Consider the following 18977-nt stretch of genomic DNA (forward strand, 5'->3'; position numbering starts at 1 on the left):
CCCGGGTTGGATGCGCGGTGAGGGCGCGGCGCGCGGGTGCGAACTCAGCCCGCCGCGCTAGCCGGTTGCGGAGCCGGCGTGGCCAGCTTCGCCGGCGCGAGCCAGCGGAACACGTTCAGCTCTTCGCCATGGAACGTGCACTCGGCGGCGGCCGGCGTGCTGACCTTCTTCGGCTCGACCGGCTTCGGGGCCACCTTGACGTCCGACGCCGCATTCGGTGCCGATGCCGCGAGCGGCGCGGAAGCTGCCACTGCGGACGCGCTCACTACGTGCTCGATCGACCCCTCCACCACGACGCGCGAGCCGTGAATCGCGGCGCCGCGATGCGAGACCCGCAGCGTACCCGACGACATTCCCGACGACGCCTCGGCCAGCTTGCTGCGCATCAATTGCTCGCAGGCGCTCGAGTTGCGGTTGACGATCGTGCAGGCCGCCAGCAGCGCCGCGGCGCTCGCGATACAGGCGATAGAGAGAAGGCGAATCTTCATCGATGTTCCGTTGTTCCAGGCGTCGGTCATTGTAGCTTACGACCCCGCTGCCCGGCGGCGCGGCCACCTGCCGCTTGACCTGGGCGCGGCGCATCGGCATCGTGTCGATCGGCTGCGCGGTTGGCCTAGGCGCGCCGCCAAACCCAAGCCGCTTTCCTCAAGGTAACGACCTCGCCTTCTTCATGCTCAGCCTCATCCTGCTCGCGATCGCCGCCTACACCGCGACCAACATGGACAACCTGTTCGTGCTGCTCGGGTTTCTGACCGAAACGGGCGCGCAACGCCGCCGCGTCGTCGTGGGTCAGTACGCGGGATCGCTGATCCTCGTCGCCGTGGCGCTCGTGCTAGCGGCCTTGCTCACGCGCCTGCCACCCGGCTATGTGGGCCTGCTCGGCTTCCTGCCAATTACGGTGGGCCTGCACAAGGCATGGCGGCGCTTCGGTCCCGGCCACGCGCGGCGCAACGGCAGCGAGGACGGCGACGCGCATGGTCATGCACACGACAACCCTCTCGCCGCGCGCCGTGCCGCCACGCTAGCGGCCCAGAGCGGCTCATCGAGCTGGACCGTCGCCGGCATTGCGATCTCCAACGGCTCGGACAACATCGCCCTCTACGTGCCGCTGTACGCGAGTCACACGGCCGCCCAGAACGCGCTGATTTCGCTCGTGTTCATCGTGATGATCGGGCTGTGGTGCGCCGGTGCGTCATGGCTCGTCGACCATCCGCTGCTCGGTGCGCCGATCCGCCGCTACGGTTCGGCGCTGCTGCCGCTGATCCTGCTCACGATCGGCGTATCGGTGATCGTGAGCAACGATACGCTGCCGCTCGTGTTCGGGATGTGAGTGGCGCGGCGATTGGTCGAAGTGCGGCTCGGAAGCAGGAAAATCCCGCGCGGTGTTCAGCGGCTTCGAATGCCGCCTCAGCGCCGCGGCCTCCTCTTGCCGCTCCCGGCCCGGCAAACTCAATTCCCCGGCCGCTGCGGCTGCACGTAAGTGCGCACGCCCGCCAGCGGTGCGCCGTAGCCGCCCGCGCTCGCATTGTTCGGCAAGCCGTTGACGAGCTGCGCGCGCGGATCGGTCGGATTCAGATTCAGCTCGCCTGCCTGCTGGTTGCCGTGGGTCGGATACTCGCTGCCAAGCGCCGCCTGCGGCATCAGACGCGTGCTGTTCTGCGGCGCATTCATGTCGTTCTGCGCGCTGAGCCCCTGCGCACCCGCCGGGACGGCAAATCCGCCTGCCATCGCTGCAACCGCCGCGCATAACACCAGCCGCGCGACGCCCGATGTATTCGCTACCTGTTCCATATCCGCCTCCTGCAAAGTGAAATGAGCGATGCCTCGCGACCGCCCACGCACGGAAAGCGCAAGCCGCCCGCCTGCCAGCCGCCACCCGTCCTGACTGATACGTACCGCCGCTGCATCCGGATTCAACGAGTGGGCCCGCAATCCCGCCCGTCCTGCCGCAGGAGATCCCTGAGCCGCTCCACGGGAATCCTTGACGCAATCTCAATAATATGTTCCCATTGCGCACTATGTACCGCGCCCAGACCACCCTATCGCTACTACTAGCCCGCTCTACCGGGCTAGGTCTGCTGCTGCGCGCGTCCGCTTCTCTCTGATACACCGAAGCATCGCTTGAATCCCCAGTAACTGACCCAGCCCCGGTTTCCGACCGGCGGCCCAGTATCGCGTTTTCGTCGTCCGGTCGACACCCGTTCCACGGTCTCTCCCTCGGATGATGAAAATGTTGAAAAACCCCGCTACCAAGTACCGCTCGTTCAAGCCGATCAATTTGACGGATCGCCAGTGGCCGTCGCGCACCATCACACACGCGCCGATCTGGATGAGCACCGACCTGCGCGACGGCAATCAGGCACTGTTCGAGCCGATGAACGCCGAGCGCAAGATGCGCATGTTCAAGACGCTGGTGCAGATCGGTTTCAAGGAGATCGAAGTCGCGTTTCCGTCGGCGTCGCAGACCGATTTCAACTTCGTGCGCGAGCTGATCGAGGGCGGCCATATTCCCGATGACGTGACGATCGAAGTGCTCACGCAGGCCCGTGACGATCTGATCGAGCGCACCTTCGAATCGTTGCGCGGCGCCCCGCGCGCGATCGTCCATCTGTACAACGCGACCGCGCCGGAATTCCGCAAGATCGTGTTCGGCCTCGAAAAGAGCGGCGTGGTCGAACTCGCGCAGAAGGCCGCGCGCACGATGAAGCGCCTCGCCGACGCGCAGCCGGAAACCCACTTCACGCTGCAATACAGCCCGGAAGTGTTCAGCGGCACCGAACTCGAATTCGCGAAGGAAGTCTGCGACGCGGTGTTCGACATCTGGCAACCGACGCCCGAGCGCAAGGCGATCGTCAATCTGCCGGCCACCGTCGAAATGGCCACGCCGAACGTCTACGCGGACCAGATCGAATGGATGCACCGCAATCTCAAGCGCCGCGATTCGCTGATCGTCTCCGTTCACCCGCATAACGACCGCGGTACTGCCGTCGCCGCCGCGGAACTTGCGGTGATGGCGGGCGCGGATCGTGTCGAAGGCTGCCTGTTCGGCAACGGCGAGCGCACCGGCAACGTCGACCTCGTCACGCTCGCGTTGAATCTGTACACGCAGGGCGTCGACCCCGAACTCGACTTCTCGAACATCAACGAAGTCGCGCGCACGGCCGAGGAATGCACGCAATTGCCGGTGCATCCGCGTCATCCGTATGTCGGCGACCTCGTCTTCACCGCATTCTCGGGCTCGCACCAGGACGCGATCAAGAAGGGCTTCGCCGCGCAGAAGCCGGACGCGATCTGGGAAGTGCCGTACATGCCGATCGATCCGAGCGACCTCGGCCGCACCTACGACTCCGTGATTCGCGTGAACAGCCAGTCGGGCAAGGGTGGCATCGCGTATCTGCTCGAGCAGAGCTACGGCGTCGTGTTGCCGCGCCGTCTGCAGGTCGATTTCAGTTCGGCCGTGCAGCGCTTCACCGACGACAGCGGCCAGGAAGTCACGCCCGCGCAGATCTGGGAACTGTTCCAGCAGGAATACGTGCGCACCGCCGAGCCGGTCCGCTATATCAGCCACAGCCTGTCCGAGCATCACGGCCGCGAGCACATCAAGCTCAACGTCGAAATCAACGGCACGCCGCGCGTGCTGACGGGCGCCGGCAACGGCCCGCTCGACGCGCTGATGCACGCGTTCGACGTGCCCGTGCGGATCCAGCACTACGAGGAACGCGCGCTCACGCAGGGCGCCGATGCGCGCGCGATCGCGATCGCCGAAATGGCCGGTGCCGACGTGGCGGGCAGCGCGTTCGGCGTCGGTGTCGATGCGAACCTGATCACCGCGTCGATCCGCGCGGTGATCAGCGGCGTGAACCGCGCGTATGCACGCGTGAACGCGGATGCGCAGGCGCGTTTCTTCGACGTCGCGCTGAGCGACGCAACGGTGTAAGTCCAGGGTCTGCCGCGTTGAACGTGTGGCGCACCGCACGTTCAACGGGCTGACAGTAACGAAAAAGGGGCGTTTCGACGCCCCTTCTTTTTTACGTGAATTTATCCGCTGCAGCGTCGGTCGAGGTTCATTGGTACACGTCGCGGCCGAAGTACTTCAGCGAAATCCGCTGGTACGTGCCGTCTTTTCTGATGCCGGCGAGCGCGTCGTCGATCGCCGCCCGCAGCTTCGGATTGCCCTTGCGGATCAGCACGGCCGACTTGTCGCTGCTATTGGGCGACGTATCGACCGCGACGACCTTGATCCTCGCGTCGGGCTCGCGCTTCCTGTAGTCGAGAAACGACAATGAATCGTTGACGGTCGCGTCGACCCGGCCCGTGACGAGCAGATCGATCGACTCGTCGAAGCCCTGCGCCGGGATCACCTGCGCGCCGTGCGCGGCCGCGATCCTGCCGACGTTGCTGGTCAGCGTATTGGCCGACTTGCGGCCGTTCAGGTCATCGAAGGATTTGATCGTCGTGTTGTCCGACGCGACGATCAGCACCGCGTGCGACGTGATGTACGGATCCGAGTAATCGTATTTGAGCTTGCGCTCGTCGGTGATCGCGATCTCGTTGATCACCGCGTCGTAGCGATTGACGTCGAGACCGGCGATCAGCCCTTCCCATCTGGCTTCGATGAACTGCGGCTTGACGCCCAGACGCTGCGCGATCGCGCTGCCGAGCTCGACGTCGAAGCCGGTCAAGTTGCCCGCGTCGTCGTGATAGGTGAACGGTGCGTAGGTGCCTTCGGTGCCGATCCGGAACACGCGCGATGCCTTGATCTGCGCGAGATCGTCGGCGCTCGCTGGATGCGCCAATGCCGCCTGCAACAGCGCGATCATCGCGAGTGAACGAATCGGCTTCATCGGACGGCTCCGTCTGGGTGGCTGCGCAGGTGGCGGACCGCCGCGTCTGGCGAGCGGTGCCGGTGCGCGGCCGGCTGGGTGGGCCGACTGTAGCAAACCGTCCGCGAAATTCAAAGCGCTTCGCGCGTGGGCCCGTGGGCACGCTCACGCGCGCCGCTCAGCCGCTGCGTTCGCCCGTCGACAACATGACACAGGCAAAAAGGCCCCGCAAGCGCTCATCCTTTCACGAGCCTTTGCGGAGCCTTTTCGTGGAGCTTTCGGTGCGGCTGGCGTTTCGGTACGCCGTGCAGTGCGTCAGTAAGTCTCCAGATGCAGCCGCCCTTCCCGCTTCAGCTTCGCCCACAACGCTTCCCAATCGAGCTGATGCTGCTCGCCGATGTCCTTGAGCGCCTGCAGCACTCCGTCCTCCATGCCTTTGAGGCCGCACACGTAGATATAGGTGTTGTCGTCCTTCAGCAGGTTCGCGACATCGGCCGAACGTTCGCGCATCGCGTCCTGCACGTAGCGCTTCGCCTGTCCCGGCGTGCGCGAAAACGCCAGCGTCGTGTCGATGAAATCCTTCGGCAGATTGGTCAGCGGTCCGAAGTACGGAAGCTCCTCCTTGGTGCGCGCGCCGAAGAACAGCATCAGCTTGCCGGTCGCGCCTTTCAGACGCTTGCGCCGGCGGTACTCGGTCATCGCGCGCATCGGCGCGGAACCGGTGCCCGTGCAGATCATCAGCAGATGCGAGTTCGGGTGATTCGGCATCAGGAAGGTGCTGCCGAACGGGCCGATCACGTTGACCACGTCGCCCTTCTTCAGATCGCACAGATAGTTCGAGCAGACGCCGTCGATCGCGTCGCCGTGCTGCTGCGACACGCGCCTGACCGTCAGCGACACGTTGTTATAGCCGGGCCGCTCGCCATCGCGCGGACTCGCCACCGAGTACTGGCGCGCATGATGCACGCGGCCATCGGCGGCAGCGCCCGGCGGCAGAATGCCGATCGACTGGCCTTCGAGCACCGGAAACGGCATCGAGCCGAAATCGAGCACGATGTGATGGATATCGCTCGACGTCGGGCCGTCGGTGAGCCGGTAGTTGCCGACCACGGTCGCGGTGGTCGGCGCCTTGTGCGTGTACAGATTCACGTAAGGCTTCGCGGCCGACCACGGCGGCACGACCGCGCCGCGCAGGGTGTCGACTTCGATGCCGTCCGCTTCGGCGGAGCCGTCGCCCGCAGCGGACGCCGCCGCCGTTTCTTCAGCCGGCACCGCCATCGTGTTCTGCTCCGGCAGCACGTCCCACTTGAACTGCTCGTCGATCGAATACGCGTCGGCCTTCAGCACCGTGCGCCAATTGTCGATCGCGCCGGTCGGGCACGGCGGCACACAAGCCATGCAACCGTTACACACATCGGCCTTCACGACGTAGTTGTTGTCGTCGTGCGTGATCGCATCGATCGGACAGGTCTCTTCGCAGGTATTGCAGCGAATGCAGATCTCCGGATCGATCAGATGCTGCCGCAGAACTTCGACCGATACTGCGCCGTTCATGACTACCTCCACCAGGTAATACGGCGCGCACGCGGCGCGCCTTTCGTGCTTCGGCTACTTCAGTTGCTTCCGTTGCTTCAGTTGAAGCGCACGTATTCGAAATCGACCGGCTGACGGTTCACGCCCATCGCGGGCGGCGCGATCCAGTTCGCGAACTTGCCCGGCTCCGCGACGCGGCCCATCAGCGACGCGACAAATGCGCGGTCTTCGGGCGAGGCAAGCCACTTCGCTTCGTTCGCAGCCCATTCGGCTTCGCTGATCACGCGGCCGTCGGGCGACACCCGCGTGCCCGCGAAGGTGCCGATCTGCCGGTTGAACGCTTTGTGCGGCACCGTCATCCGAAAGTCGATACCGGCTTTCTCGAGCACCTTGTTCCAGCGGCCCACACCCGACACCGAGTCCTTGATGTAGTCGTCGCGCAGCACTTCGTTCATCGCGTTGAGCATCGGCACTTCGCGCTCGACGAGCTTGCCGTCCTGCACGTCGAGCAGCTTGTAGCTATGCTCGCTCAGCCGATGATCGTCGTCGCGCTTGCCTTCCTCGTAGCGGCCCTTCAGGCCCGAGCTATAGAACGTCGCCGCGTTCGACGAATGATCGGCACCGAACAGGTCGATCGTGACCGAGTAGTGGAAGTTCAGATAGCGCTGGATGGTCGGCAGATCGATCACGCCGGCCGCGCGGATCTTCGCGACGTCGTCGGTGCCGAGTTCGTTCATCACCTGCGCGGTGCGCTGGATCACGCGCGACACGCCCGATTCGCCGACGAACATATGATGCGCTTCCTCGGTCAGCATGAACTTCGTCGTGCGCGCGAGCGGATCGAAACCGGACTCCGCGAGCGCCGACAACTGGAACTTGCCGTCGCGGTCGGTGAAATACGTGAACATGAAGAACGCGAGCCAGTCCGGCGTTTTCTCGTTGAACGCGCCGAGAATGCGCGGATTGTCTTCGTCGCCCGAGCGACGGCCAAGCAATGCTTCGGCTTCCTCTCGACCGTCGCGGCCGAAGTAGCGATGCAGCAGATACACCATCGCCCACAAATGGCGCCCTTCCTCGACGTTCACCTGGAACAGGTTGCGCAGATCGTACAGCGACGGCGCGGTCAGGCCGAGGTGACGCTGCTGCTCGACCGAAGCAGGCTCCGTATCGCCCTGCGTGACGATGATGCGGCGCAGGTTCGCGCGGTGCTCGCCGGGCACGTCCTGCCACGCGGCTTCGCCCTTGTGCTCGCCGAAGTGAATCTTGCGATCCTGCTCGCCCGGCGTGAGGAAAATGCCCCAGCGGTAGTCGGGCATCTTCACGTAATCGAAGTGCGCCCAGCCGCCCGGGTCAACGCTGATCGCAGTGCGCAGATACACGTCGTACCCGTGCGAGCCTTCCGGGCCCATATCGCCCCACCACGACAGAAAGTTCGGCTGCCATTGCTCGAGCGCGCGCTGCAGCGCGCGGTCGTCGGCGAGGTTGACGTTGTTCGGAATCTTTTCGCTGTAGTTGATCGAGGACATGGTCGGTTCCCTGGGTCAATTCGCTGTTCGGAAGCTGCAGTGGCGAGAGGCGCGTATCGGCAGGCGGCGTCGTTTAGTCGGAGTGAGCGCGGCGCAGATCACACGCGCGACACGTCGAATTGCGCCTTGCTGCCTTTGCCGTACACCTTGAGCGCACCCTTGTCGCCCACAGCGTTCGGCCGGTTGAAGATCCAGTTCTGCCAGGCGGTGAGACGGCCGAAAATGCGCGTCTCCATCGTCTCCGGCCCGTTGAAGCGCAGATTCGCTTCGAGGCCCGTCAATGCATCGGGCGACATCGCCGCGCGCTCTTCCAGCGCGATGCGGATTTCGTCGGCCCAATCGATGTCGTCCGGCGACGCGGTGACCAGACCCAGACGCTCGGCGTCGAGCGCCTTGACCGGCTGGCCGATCAGCGCGCGTACCGCGTCGAGCGGCTCGGCTTCCTCGTAGAAGCGTCGCGCGAGCCGCGATTGATGCGTGACCATCGGATACAGACCGAAGTTGACTTCCGACAGCGTGATCGCCGGCTCCTCGTCCTCGTTGTCGGGCAGCGCGGCCATGTAGGTGCGATCGGCGGCGAACGCGAGTTCCGCGAACGTGCCGGCGAAGCACGAGCCCGGCTCGATCAGCGTAAAGATGGAGCGCGACGACACGTCGAGACGCGCGAGCGTGCGGCGCAGCATGCCGATCGTTTCGCGCACGAACCAGTGATCCCTGTGCTGCAGCAGCGTCGCGTCGACCGCCAGCAATTGGCGCGCGTCGCCTTCGGTCTTGAACACCCAGGTGCCGATGTCGAGCGCGTTGGTGCGCATCGACAGGATCGCGTCGTCGAGTTCGCGCGCGAATTGCAGCGGCCACCAGTTGGCGCCGGCCGCGACGATCGCTTCGATGTCAGTCGGTTGCTCGGTGTGCGGCGCACGCGCGGTGAAGGTCGCCACACGTTTCGTGCGATCGATCGTCACGTCGACCGTCCGATAGCCGAGGCCGTCTTCGCGATCCGTGCGTTCGATGCGCGTCAGCGCGACACCCTGTGCATCGTCCGGACGATCGCTGTGCGCGGCGAGTTCGAGCGCGCGCGCCTGAATGGCCTGCTCGAACTGGTTCGGCTTCACGACTTCGTCGACCAGACGCCACGCCTTCGCGCGTTCGCCGCGCACACCCTCGACCACCGTGCAGAAGATATCCGCGCGATCGTGGCGCACCTTGCGCTTATCGGTCACGCGCGTGAGACCGCCGGTGCCGGGCAATACGCCGAGCAGCGGCACCTCCGGCAGCGACACCGAAGACGAGCGATCGTCGATCAGATAGATTTCGTCGCAGGCGAGCGCGAGTTCATACCCGCCGCCCGCGCACGCGCCGTTCACCGCGGCGAGAAACTTCAGCCCCGAATGGCGCGACGAATCTTCGAGCCCATTGCGGGTTTCATTCGTGAACTTGCAGAAGTTGACCTTCCACGCGTGCGACGACAGCCCCAGCATGAAGATATTCGCACCCGAGCAGAACACCCGGTCCTTCAGGCTCGTCACCACCACCGTGCGGACTTCCGGATGCTCGAAACGAATGCGCTGGATCGCGTCGTGCAGTTCGATGTCGACGCCGAGATCGTACGAATTGAGCTTCAGCTTGTAGCCGTCGCGAATGCCGCCGTCCTCGGCGATGTCGATGCCGAGCGTCGCGACCGGACCGTTGAAGCTGAGCTTCCAGTGCTTGTACTGCGACGGCTCGGTGCGGTAGTCGACCGGCGCGGCCTGAGCAACGGCGGTGGGTGCTGTGGACATGCGGCGTCTCCTGACTGGACGATGCAATCTGTTTTTTTGAACAATAGTGCATTGTCATACCAGCGTAAAGCACTTTAGTGCATTTTCACGGGGAAACCCTGGCGCCCACGATTGGTCAGTTCATGCGCGCTTCGTCGGGCGCTTCCGCCGCAAGACGCGCGGCCAGGCGGTCGCGCAGTTGCAGATAGGCATCGGCCAGCGTCTTCTCGCTGGTATCGAACGACATATCTGCGCGCCCGTACAGCTCGGCGCGCCCGGCGAGGATGCGCTTCAGGTCGTCCATCGCCTCGCGGTTGCCGGACATCGGCCGCAGATCGCCTTGCGCGACGACGCGGCGCATATGCTCGTCGGGCGTCGCCTGCAGCCACACGGTGAAGCAGTGCGACAGCAGCACGTTGAAGGTGCCCGATTCCGACACGAGCCCGCCCGGCGACGCGATCACCGCCCGCGGATGCTCGTGGATTACCGCCTCGAGCGCGCGCTGCTCGTAGCGTCGATACGCGCTCGCGCCGTACAGAGAATGGATCTCCGACGGCGGACAGCCCGCGAGTTGTTCGATCACGCGCGTGAGCTCGATGAACGGCACTTTGCGCTCCTGCGCGAGCATGCGCCCGAGCGTCGACTTGCCCGCGCCGCGCAGGCCGATCAGCGCGATGCGGTCCTTGCGGTGCGGGTCGCGCGGCGCCTGCGCGAACATCTCCACGAGCGCGATGCGCGCACGCTGCAGCGCGGCCTGGTCGCGGCCCTGCAGCAGTTCGCGGATCAGCAGCCATTCGGCGGACGCGGTGGTTTCGTCGCCGATCACCTCGGCGAGCGAGCAGTTCAGCGTGGCCGCGAGTTGCCGCAGCACCAGCACCGACGCGTTGCCGACACCCGATTCGAGATTCGCCAGGTGCCGCTCCGACAAACCGGTTTCGGCCGCCAGCGTCTTGCGCGTCATGCCGCGGCGCGCGCGCAGCAAACGCACGCGCTCGCCCATCGCGGTCAGGAAAGGATCGCGTTCTTCGCGCTCGATGCCACGTTCGGCCGTGCGTTCACCCGCGCGCCCGGCGGGTTCGGCGCGGGCCGCGTCGTCGTCGGTTTCGTCCGACGGTGCGGGAGAGTACTTTTGATTCATGTTTTGCGACCTCATGACTACGATACATGTACTATAGTGCTTGACACGCACGACGTGAACGGTTTAATTTTCGCCAAAAGCAGATCCAATCACGAACACAGTCGCGCGCCGCCGTGGCATTCGGGCGGCGTCACGGAGACGGCGCCGCAATACGCATGCATCAAAGTGCCGGGGGCCGGTTATCCGGGGGCCGGCGCACCGGTGCCCGGATATCCGGCCGTGCGTGAGCGCGCTTCTGGAGGCTCGCATGTCCCCACAGGAATTCCAGCGCCTGATCGCAGGCGTCACTGGGCAACTCGCCGGGCGGCCGCTCGACGCTGCGCTCGCCCACTGGCTGAACGACACCTGGCCCGCCGACAGCCCCACCTTCCAGGAACTGGCGAACGCCTGCCGCAGCGGCGTCGCCGAAGGCTGGCTGTGCAATCGCGAGGCCGGCGGCATCCGCTACGGCCGCATCTTCAAGGCGCTGCCCGACACGCACGGCTTTTCGGTCGACGTCGTCGACATGCAGGACATTGCCGGCCCGCACCACGTGCATCCGCACGGCGAGATCGATCTGATCATGCCGCTCACCGAAGGCGCGACGTTCGACGGCCATCCGGCCGGCTGGTGCGTGTACGGCCCCGGCTCGGCGCATCGACCGACCGTCGCGAACGGCCAGGCGCTGGTGCTGTATCTGCTGCCGCAAGGGGCGATCGAATTTACGCGCGCTTGAGCAGCACATGAGCCGCGAGCGGGCAGCATCGAGCGGATCACGGGCAGACAAAAGCCGGACCGCGTCCACGGATGGAGGAGACATATGGAAGCCCTGCTGGAAACGAGTGCGCGCGAGCCGGTTGCGCCGCCGCCCCCGCTGTTCAACTTCGCAAGGCACCTGTTCCAGTTGAACGAAGCGCGCGCGAGCAAAGTCGCTTATATCGACGACCACGGCGCGCTGACCTACGGCGAGCTCGAACAGCGCGCGCGACGCTGCGCCAGCGCACTGCGCGCGCTCGGCGTGCATCCCGAGGAGCGGGTGCTGCTCGTGATGCTTGACACCGTGTCGCTGCCGGTCGCGTTTCTCGGCGCGTTGTACGCCGGCATCGTGCCGGTCGTCGCGAACACCTTGCTGAGCGCCACCGACTATGCGTACATGCTGACGCACAGCCATGCGCGGGCGGTGATCGTGTCGGAACCCTTGCTACCCAACGTGACGGAAGCGCTAAAGAGCATCGACGACGACGGCTGTCAGCTGATCGTGTCGCAGCCTTGCGCGTCCACCGAAGCGCCGCTCGCGGCGCCCCGCTTCGAAACGCTGGTTGACGCCGCAACGCCCGCGCTCAAAGGCTGCGCCAGCAACGCGGACGACATCGCGTTCTGGCTGTATTCGTCGGGCTCGACCGGCAAGCCGAAAGGCACCGTCCACACGCATGCGAATCTGTACTGGACCGCCGAGCTGTATGCAAAGCCGGTGCTCGGCATCGTCGAGAGCGACGTGGTGTTCTCGGCGGCGAAGCTGTTCTTCGCGTACGGGCTCGGCAACGCGCTGACATTCCCGCTGTCGGTCGGCGCGACCGCGATCCTGATGGCCGAGCGCCCGACCGCCGACGCTATCTTCGCGCGCCTCGTCGAGCATCGTCCGACCGTGTTTTACGGCGTGCCGACCTTGTACGCGAACATGCTGGTGTCGCCGAATCTGCCCGCGCGCGCCGACGTCGCGATCCGCGTGTGCGCGTCGGCCGGCGAGGCGTTGCCGCGCGACGTCGGCGAACGCTTCACCGCGCACTTCGGCGCCGAGATTCTCGACGGCATCGGCTCGACGGAAATGCTGCACATTTTCCTGTCGAATCGCGCGGGCGAAGTCGAATACGGCACGACCGGGCGCCCCGTGCCCGGCTACGAAATCGAGTTGCGCGACGAAGCCGGGCGGCCGGTGCCCGATGGCGAAATCGGCGATCTGTTCATCAAGGGGCCGAGCGCCGCGCTGATGTATTGGAGCAATCGCGAGAAGACGCGCGCGACCTTTCTCGGCGAATGGATCAGGAGCGGCGACAAGTACCGGCGTCTCGCGAACGGCTGTTATGTTTACGCGGGCCGCAGCGACGACATGCTGAAAGTGAGCGGCCAGTATGTGTCGCCGGTCGAGGTCGAGATGGTGCTCGTCGCGCATCCGGCGGTGCTCGAAGCGGCGGTGGTCGGCGTCGATCATGGCGGACTCGTGAAAACGCGTGCGTTCGTCGTGCTCAAGCGCGACTTCACGCCGTCCGACCTGCTCGCGGAACAACTGAAGGCCTTCGTCAAGGAACGGCTCGCGCCGCACAAGTACCCGCGCGATATCGTGTTCACCGACGATCTGCCGAAAACCGCCACCGGTAAGATTCAACGCTTCAAGCTACGCGAACTGTCATAGGTGATTCATTGATGCAGAACCCGGGTACCGCCCCTGCCGTTTCCTCCGCCAGTGCCGCCAGCCGCTTCGCCGAATTGCCCGCGACCGCGTCGCATGGGCCGTTGCGTATCGAGTACCGCTGGGTCAATGAGCAGGCGAGTGCGGAGGCAAACGATCCGCCGATCGCGGTATTCCTGCACGAAGGTCTCGGCTCGATCGCCATGTGGCGCGACTGGCCGCAGACGTTGTGCGAGCGGCTCGGCATGCGCGGGCTCGTCTATTCGCGGCCCGGCTACGGACTCTCGACACCGCGTGCGCCCGACGAGAAATGGCCGGTCGATTTCATGACCGCGCAGGCGCGCAACATCCTCCCCGCGCTGCTCGACGCGCTCGAGATCGATCCGCGGCAACGCCAGCGCATGTGGGTGATCGGCCATAGCGACGGCGGCTCGATCGCGCTGCTGTACGCGGCGCTCTATCCCGAGGCGCTCGCGGGCGCGGTCGTGATCGCGCCGCACGTGTTCGTCGAAGACGTCTCGGTGCAAAGCATCGCCCAAACCAGGCAGCTTTACGAAACCACCGATCTGCGCGCGAAGCTCGCCCGCTATCACGCGGACGTCGATTCCGCGTTCTACGGCTGGAACGATATCTGGCTCGATCCGGCGTTCCGGCAGTGGTCGATCGTCGAGGCGCTTGCGCCGATCCGCCGAGCGCTGCTCGCGATCCAGGGCCACGACGACAATTACGGCACGATGGCGCAGATCGACACGATCGCCGCGCGCGTGCCGCATGCGCAACTCGTCAAGCTCGACGCCTGCGGACACTCCCCGCATCGCGACGCGCCCGCCGCGCTCAACGATGCGATCGTAGGATTCGTTCGCGGCCAGCAATAAGCGGCCCCCAACCTGTTACCGATACTTCATAAAAATTACACGGATCGGCGATTATGCTGCGGCATCGCTGACCTCGGCACCTCGATGGCGAGGCATCCCTTCCCCGCCCGGAGACAGTGCCATGCCCTTCGTGTCGAACCCGAACCGTGCGCCGCGATGCAAACGTTTGACGGGCGCCGTGGCGGTCATCGTGCTGTGCGCGCTATTGGGTGCATGCAGCGACGACGACCCACCCGCCGCCCCGAATACCATCAGTTCTACCGAGCATCCCGCCGCTAACCCCGGCGACCCGACGAGCGCCACGCCGGCGGCCGACTCCGCGCCGCCGACGCTGACGATCCGGACACCGGCGGCACCCGCATCCGAAGCCGGCACGGCGCTGTCCGCCGCGTCGCCGCCGCTTGCCAGCCCCGTCATCCATACCGTCGATTGAGAATCGCGCCGCGCGCGGCGGCGGGTTTGCCTTCCCGCGTCCGACGCAGCATCGCCGTTTCAGTACCGCAATTCGCTGTCCCCGTGCCTTTTTCCCCCACCGAAGATCAAAGACACAACCGCCACAACCATGACCTCAAACAATCGCCGTGATTTTCTGCGCTCGGCCGCGCAAGCCGCCGGTTCCTTCGCCGCGTTGAGCATGCTGCCGCCGGGCATCCGCAATGCGCTCGCGATTCCGGCCAACAACCGAACCGGCACGATCCACGATGTCGAGCACATCGTCGTGCTGATGCAGGAGAACCGCTCGTTCGACCACTACTTCGGCACGCTCAAAGGCGTGCGCGGCTTCGGCGACACGCGCGCGATCAAGCTCGCGAACGGCCAGCCGGTGTGGTATCAGCCGCTCACCGCCGACACCGCCGGCGCCGGCTACGTGCTGCCGTTCCATCCCACCGCGCCGAATCTCGGCCTGCAATTCCTGCAGGATCTCGCGCACGACTGGGGCACCACGCATGCGGCATGGAACGGCGGCCGCAACGATCAGTGGGTGCCGTCGAAAGGCGCGACCACGATGGCCTACCTGACGCGCGACGATATTCCGTTCCACTATCAGCTCGCCGACGCATTCACGATCTGCGACTCGTACCACTGCTCGCTGATGGGCCCGACCGACCCGAACCGCTACTACATGTGGAGCGGCTGGGTCGGCAACGACGACAGCGGCGGCGGTCCGGTGATCGACAATTCGGAACTCGGCTACGGCTGGTCGACCTTCCCCGAAGTGCTGCAGAACGCCGGCATCTCGTGGAAGATCTATCAGGACATCGGCACCGGGCTCGATGCGAACGGTTCGTGGGGCTGGACGCAGAACGCGTACATCGGCAACTACGGCGACAACTCGCTGCTCTATTTCAACCAGTATCGCAACGCGCAGCCGGGCAACCCGCTGTACGACAACGCGCGCACCGGCACCAACGCGGCGAACGGCGACGGCTACTTCGACATCCTGAAGCGCGACGTGCAGAACGGCACGCTGCCGCAGGTGTCGTGGATCGTCGCGCCCGAAGCGTACTGCGAACATCCGAACTGGCCGACCAACTACGGCGCGTGGTACATCGACCAGGTGCTGCAGATCCTCACGTCGAACCCGGACGTGTGGAGCAAGACCGTGCTGCTGATCAACTACGACGAAAACGACGGCTTCTTCGATCACATCGCGGCGCCGTTCGCGGCCGCGTCGAGCGCGAACGGTCTGTCTACTGTCGACATTACGCACGACATCTACGCGGGCGATCCGAAGAACGTCGCCGGGCCGTACGGGCTCGGACCGCGCGTGCCGATGCTGGTGGTCTCGCCGTGGTCGAAGGGCGGCTACGTGTGCTCGGAAGTGTTCGACCATACCTCGGTGATCCGCTTCATCGAAAAGCGCTTCGGCCAGCACCACGATCTGCGCGAATCGAACATCACGCCGTGGCGCCGCGCGGTGTGCGGCGATCTGACCTCGGCGTTCAACTTCGCGAATCCGAACGCGTCGGTACCGTCGCTGCCGAGCACGAGCGGCTACGTGCCGCCCGACCAGAACCGTCACCCGGACTACGTGCCGCAACCGCCGGCGCTGCAGACGGTGCCGAAGCAGGAAGCGGGCGTGCGCCCGGCTCGCGCATTGCCGTATGAACTATTCGTGCGTGTCGACGAAGGCGCGAACGGCAAGCTGACGATGCGCTTCGTCAACACCGGCCGCGCGGGCGCGGTGTTCCTCGTGTACGCGGCGGGTAGCGCCGACGCGCCGCGCAGCTATACCGTCGAAGCAGGCAAGCATCTGCAGGACACGCTGCTCGTCAACGCCGATGGCAGCTACGACTTCAGCGTGCACGGGCCGAACGGATTCCTGCGCCGCTTCGCGGGCAAGCTGGTTACGCGCAGTTGGCGGAATGGATCGGACACCGCACGACCGGTGGTCGCCGAAGGCTACGATGTGGCGAACGGCAATCTGCAACTGCGGCTCGAGAACGTCGGCACCGCGCGTTGCGAGTTCACGATCGTCAACGCGTACGACGCGAACCACGTCATCAGGCATTCGGTGCGCGGCGGCGACACCGACAATCTGTACCTCGATCTGCGCAACGCCTACGGCTGGTACGATCTCTCGATCACCGTCGATACGGACCCGACCTTCGCGCGGCGCATCGCCGGTCACGTGGAGACCGGCAGCAGCAGCCTGAGCGATCCGGCGTTGGGCGGCTGAGCGTCGCTGCGACGCAACTCTGCAAAAGCAACGGCCGCTGGCTCCTCGAGCACAGCGGCCGTTCTTTATCCAGCTCTGGAACGCAAACCCGCAAACGCGCGTCGGCGCTTACGACTCGAAATCGAGCCCGCCGATCAACGTAACCGGCTCACCCTGCGTATGCGTGGAGAAATCGAGTTCGCGCGCCTGGGTCCACGCATTGAGCTTGCGCGGCAGCGCGGCCAGATATCTGGCGAAACGCGGTGCGCCCTGCTCGCCCATCAGTCTCTCTATTTCGTCGCTGTCCCAGGTCAGATACAGATTCAACGGATGCGGGTAGTGGCCGAGCTTTTCGAGCGGCGTTGCGTGAATGCGCACGCGGGTGGGCTGCCCCTCTTCGCCATGCGGCAACACCTCGGTGTGCACGGTCTTCGCGAAACTCGCGGCAATCGCCTCGGCAATGCGCGGCGCGAACTCCTGATCGAAACGAATTGCACTCTCCGCGCGCATCCAGGCTCTCCGCTGTAATTCTGATCGTGGGTCGGTCATCGTAGCAGACTCAGTTTTTCGCCGGCGGCAGCGCGTGCGGTTCGTGCGTGCCGGTCTTCTCCAAAGCCTCGCGCAGCGCCTTGCGGATCACCTTGCCGGTGGCCGTCATCGGCAGGCTTTCGACGAAGCGAATCTCGCGCGGATATTCATGCGCGGCCAGACGCGTCTTCACGTGCTGCTGGATCTCGCGCACGAGCGCATCGTCGCCGACGAAACCCGCTTTCAGCACCACGAACGCCGTCACGATTTCGGTGCGCTCGCGATCGGGCGTGCCGACCACGGCCGCCATCGCGACGGCCGGATGACGCAGCAGCGAGTCCTCGATCGACGCCGGCCCGATGCGGTAGCCCGCACTCGTGATCACGTCGTCGCCACGGCCGACGAAGCGAATGAAGCCGTCCGCGTCGCGCGTGCCGAGATCGCCGGTCAGCAGAAACTTGCCGCGGAATTTCTCGCTGGTGGCCGCATCGTTGCGCCAGTAGCCGAGAAACATCACCGGATCGGGCGCGGCCACCGCGATATCGCCGATCGCGCCGGGCGGCAATTCGTTGCCGGCGGCATCGACGATCGCGACATGGTGGCCCGGCACCGCGCGCCCGATCGCGCCGAAGCGCGGCTCGAACAGCGCCGCGCACGACGACACCACCACGTTGCACTCGGTCTGCCCGTAGAACTCGTTGATCGTCACCCCGAGCGCGTCGCGCCCCCAGCCGATCAGTTCCTCGCCCAGCGATTCGCCGCCGCTCGCGACCGATTGCAACGCGAGACGCAGATCGGCGGGCCGCTCGACGCCGCGCATCATCTTCAGCGCGGTCGGCGGAAGAAACGCATGGGAGACCGCGTGACGCGCGAGTAGGTCGAATGCGGCATGGCCGTCGAATTTCGCAAAACGGCGCGCCAGCACCGCGACGCCGTGATGCCACGATGGCAGCAGCACGTCGAACAGACCGCCGATCCACGCCCAGTCCGCGGGCGTCCACATTAGCGTCGCGTGCGCGGGAAAGCCTTGCTGCGACATCTCGACGCCGGGCAGATGCCCGAGCAAAACGCGATGCCCGTGCAACGCGCCCTTCGGTTTGCCGGTCGTGCCCGAGGTATAGATGATGATCGCCGGGTCGTCCGCGGCGGTGTCGGCCGGCGTGAACTCCGCGGGGGCGCCATTCAACGCGTGCCAGAACGAGCGCACCGGCTCGTCCGATGCTTCGTCGTCCTGCTCGATATCGACACTGAACACGTGTCGCAACTCGGGCAGCGCGCCGCGAATTTCGTCGATCTTTTGCACGCCGGCGCGATCGGTGATCAGCGCGACCGCGCCGCTATCGCCGAGGCGATGCTCGATCGCGTCGACGCCGAACAGCGCGAACAGCGGCACCGCGACCATGCCGGCCTTGTATGCCGCGAGATGCGCGATGGCCGTTTCGATCGATTGCGACAGGAAGATGCCGATGCGCTCGCCGCGCCGCGCGCCCGCCGCGAGCAGCGCGTTGGCGAAACGGTCGGACAGTGCCTTCAGCTCGTCGAACGTATAGCGGGTCGCGCGGCCGTCGGCGTCTTCATAGATCAGCGCGAGACGCCCCGAGCCATCGGCCCACTTGTCGCACGCGTCGACGCCGATGTTGTAACGCGGCGGAATGCGCCACGTGAAATGGGTCGTGAGCGAATCGTAAGTCTCGCCGTCGAGGTTCATCGTGTCTCCGGATATCGTCGTTATCGCTGCATCGCGTGATGCAT

General features: G+C 65.4%; 16 protein-coding genes. 7 read left to right on the forward strand and 9 right to left on the reverse strand.

Features of this window, described 5'->3' with window-relative positions; translation table 11 throughout:
• Positions 1–44 precede the first annotated feature (44 nt).
• Positions 45–488, reverse strand: a complete 444-nt coding sequence (locus EVC45_RS27275) for a hypothetical protein (protein WP_129961325.1) — start codon at positions 486–488, stop codon at positions 45–47.
• Between the two features lie 182 nt (positions 489–670).
• On the opposite strand from EVC45_RS27275, the gene EVC45_RS27280 reads away from it, so the two are divergent.
• Positions 671–1330, forward strand: coding sequence for a cadmium resistance transporter (locus tag EVC45_RS27280; protein WP_129961326.1), 660 nt, complete (start codon positions 671–673; stop codon positions 1328–1330).
• Between the two features lie 119 nt (positions 1331–1449).
• Here EVC45_RS27280 and EVC45_RS27285 read toward each other — a convergent pair whose 3' ends face one another.
• Positions 1450–1791 (reverse strand): hypothetical protein, encoded by a 342-nt coding sequence (locus EVC45_RS27285; RefSeq protein ID WP_129961327.1) that lies wholly within the window; start codon positions 1789–1791, stop codon positions 1450–1452.
• Positions 1792–2230: 439 nt separating this feature from the next.
• Here EVC45_RS27285 and leuA point away from each other — a divergent pair, with 439 nt between their 5' ends.
• Positions 2231–3937 carry a 2-isopropylmalate synthase gene (gene leuA / locus EVC45_RS27290; protein ID WP_129961328.1) on the forward strand — a complete coding sequence of 569 codons (1707 nt, stop codon included), beginning with the start codon at positions 2231–2233 and terminating at the stop codon, positions 3935–3937.
• A gap of 127 nt (positions 3938–4064) precedes the next feature.
• Here leuA and EVC45_RS27295 read toward each other — a convergent pair whose 3' ends face one another.
• The 5 genes from EVC45_RS27295 to EVC45_RS27315 all read right to left on the reverse strand — a co-directional run bounded on the left by EVC45_RS27295 (position 4065) and on the right by EVC45_RS27315 (position 10777).
• Positions 4065–4844, reverse strand: coding sequence for an amino acid ABC transporter substrate-binding protein (locus EVC45_RS27295; RefSeq protein WP_129961329.1), 780 nt, complete (start codon positions 4842–4844; stop codon positions 4065–4067).
• 294 nt (positions 4845–5138) lie between these two features.
• A complete protein-coding gene (boxA, locus tag EVC45_RS27300) occupies positions 5139–6377 on the reverse strand; it encodes a benzoyl-CoA 2,3-epoxidase subunit BoxA (protein WP_129961330.1) in 1239 nt (412 codons plus the stop codon).
• Positions 6378–6454: 77 nt separating this feature from the next.
• Positions 6455–7882 carry a benzoyl-CoA 2,3-epoxidase subunit BoxB gene (gene boxB, locus EVC45_RS27305; RefSeq protein ID WP_129961331.1) on the reverse strand — a complete coding sequence of 476 codons (1428 nt, stop codon included), beginning with the start codon at positions 7880–7882 and terminating at the stop codon, positions 6455–6457.
• A gap of 98 nt (positions 7883–7980) precedes the next feature.
• Positions 7981–9660 carry a 2,3-epoxybenzoyl-CoA dihydrolase gene (boxC, locus tag EVC45_RS27310; protein WP_129961332.1) on the reverse strand — a complete coding sequence of 560 codons (1680 nt, stop codon included), beginning with the start codon at positions 9658–9660 and terminating at the stop codon, positions 7981–7983.
• Between the two features lie 115 nt (positions 9661–9775).
• A complete protein-coding gene (locus tag EVC45_RS27315; RefSeq protein WP_129961333.1) occupies positions 9776–10777 on the reverse strand; it encodes a helix-turn-helix transcriptional regulator in 1002 nt (333 codons plus the stop codon).
• Positions 10778–11024: 247 nt separating this feature from the next.
• Here EVC45_RS27315 and EVC45_RS27320 point away from each other — a divergent pair, with 247 nt between their 5' ends.
• The 5 genes from EVC45_RS27320 to EVC45_RS27340 all read left to right on the forward strand — a co-directional run bounded on the left by EVC45_RS27320 (position 11025) and on the right by EVC45_RS27340 (position 16718).
• Positions 11025–11492 (forward strand): DUF4863 family protein, encoded by a 468-nt coding sequence (locus EVC45_RS27320; protein WP_129961334.1) that lies wholly within the window; start codon positions 11025–11027, stop codon positions 11490–11492.
• Positions 11493–11576: 84 nt separating this feature from the next.
• Positions 11577–13166 carry a benzoate-CoA ligase family protein gene (locus tag EVC45_RS27325; protein WP_129961335.1) on the forward strand — a complete coding sequence of 530 codons (1590 nt, stop codon included), beginning with the start codon at positions 11577–11579 and terminating at the stop codon, positions 13164–13166.
• Between the two features lie 11 nt (positions 13167–13177).
• Positions 13178–14038 carry an alpha/beta fold hydrolase gene (locus tag EVC45_RS27330; RefSeq protein WP_129961336.1) on the forward strand — a complete coding sequence of 287 codons (861 nt, stop codon included), beginning with the start codon at positions 13178–13180 and terminating at the stop codon, positions 14036–14038.
• Positions 14039–14159: 121 nt separating this feature from the next.
• Entirely contained in the window at positions 14160–14471 is a 312-nt protein-coding gene (locus tag EVC45_RS27335) for a hypothetical protein (protein WP_129961337.1), read from the forward strand.
• Between the two features lie 129 nt (positions 14472–14600).
• The gene (locus EVC45_RS27340) at positions 14601–16718 is read left to right on the forward strand and encodes a phosphocholine-specific phospholipase C (RefSeq protein WP_129961338.1); all 2118 of its coding nucleotides are present in this window, start codon (positions 14601–14603) and stop codon (positions 16716–16718) included.
• 108 nt (positions 16719–16826) lie between these two features.
• Here EVC45_RS27340 and EVC45_RS27345 read toward each other — a convergent pair whose 3' ends face one another.
• Together EVC45_RS27345 and EVC45_RS27350 are read right to left on the reverse strand one after the other, a co-directional pair.
• A complete protein-coding gene (locus EVC45_RS27345) occupies positions 16827–17207 on the reverse strand; it encodes a DUF5594 family protein (protein WP_129961339.1) in 381 nt (126 codons plus the stop codon).
• A gap of 49 nt (positions 17208–17256) precedes the next feature.
• Positions 17257–18933 (reverse strand): acyl-CoA synthetase, encoded by a 1677-nt coding sequence (locus EVC45_RS27350; RefSeq protein ID WP_129961340.1) that lies wholly within the window; start codon positions 18931–18933, stop codon positions 17257–17259.
• Between the last annotated feature and the right edge of the window lie 44 nt (positions 18934–18977).

Origin of the sequence: Paraburkholderia sp. UYCP14C, assembly GCF_004197395.1 — a bacterium.
In the GTDB taxonomy this organism is placed as follows: domain Bacteria; phylum Pseudomonadota; class Gammaproteobacteria; order Burkholderiales; family Burkholderiaceae; genus Paraburkholderia.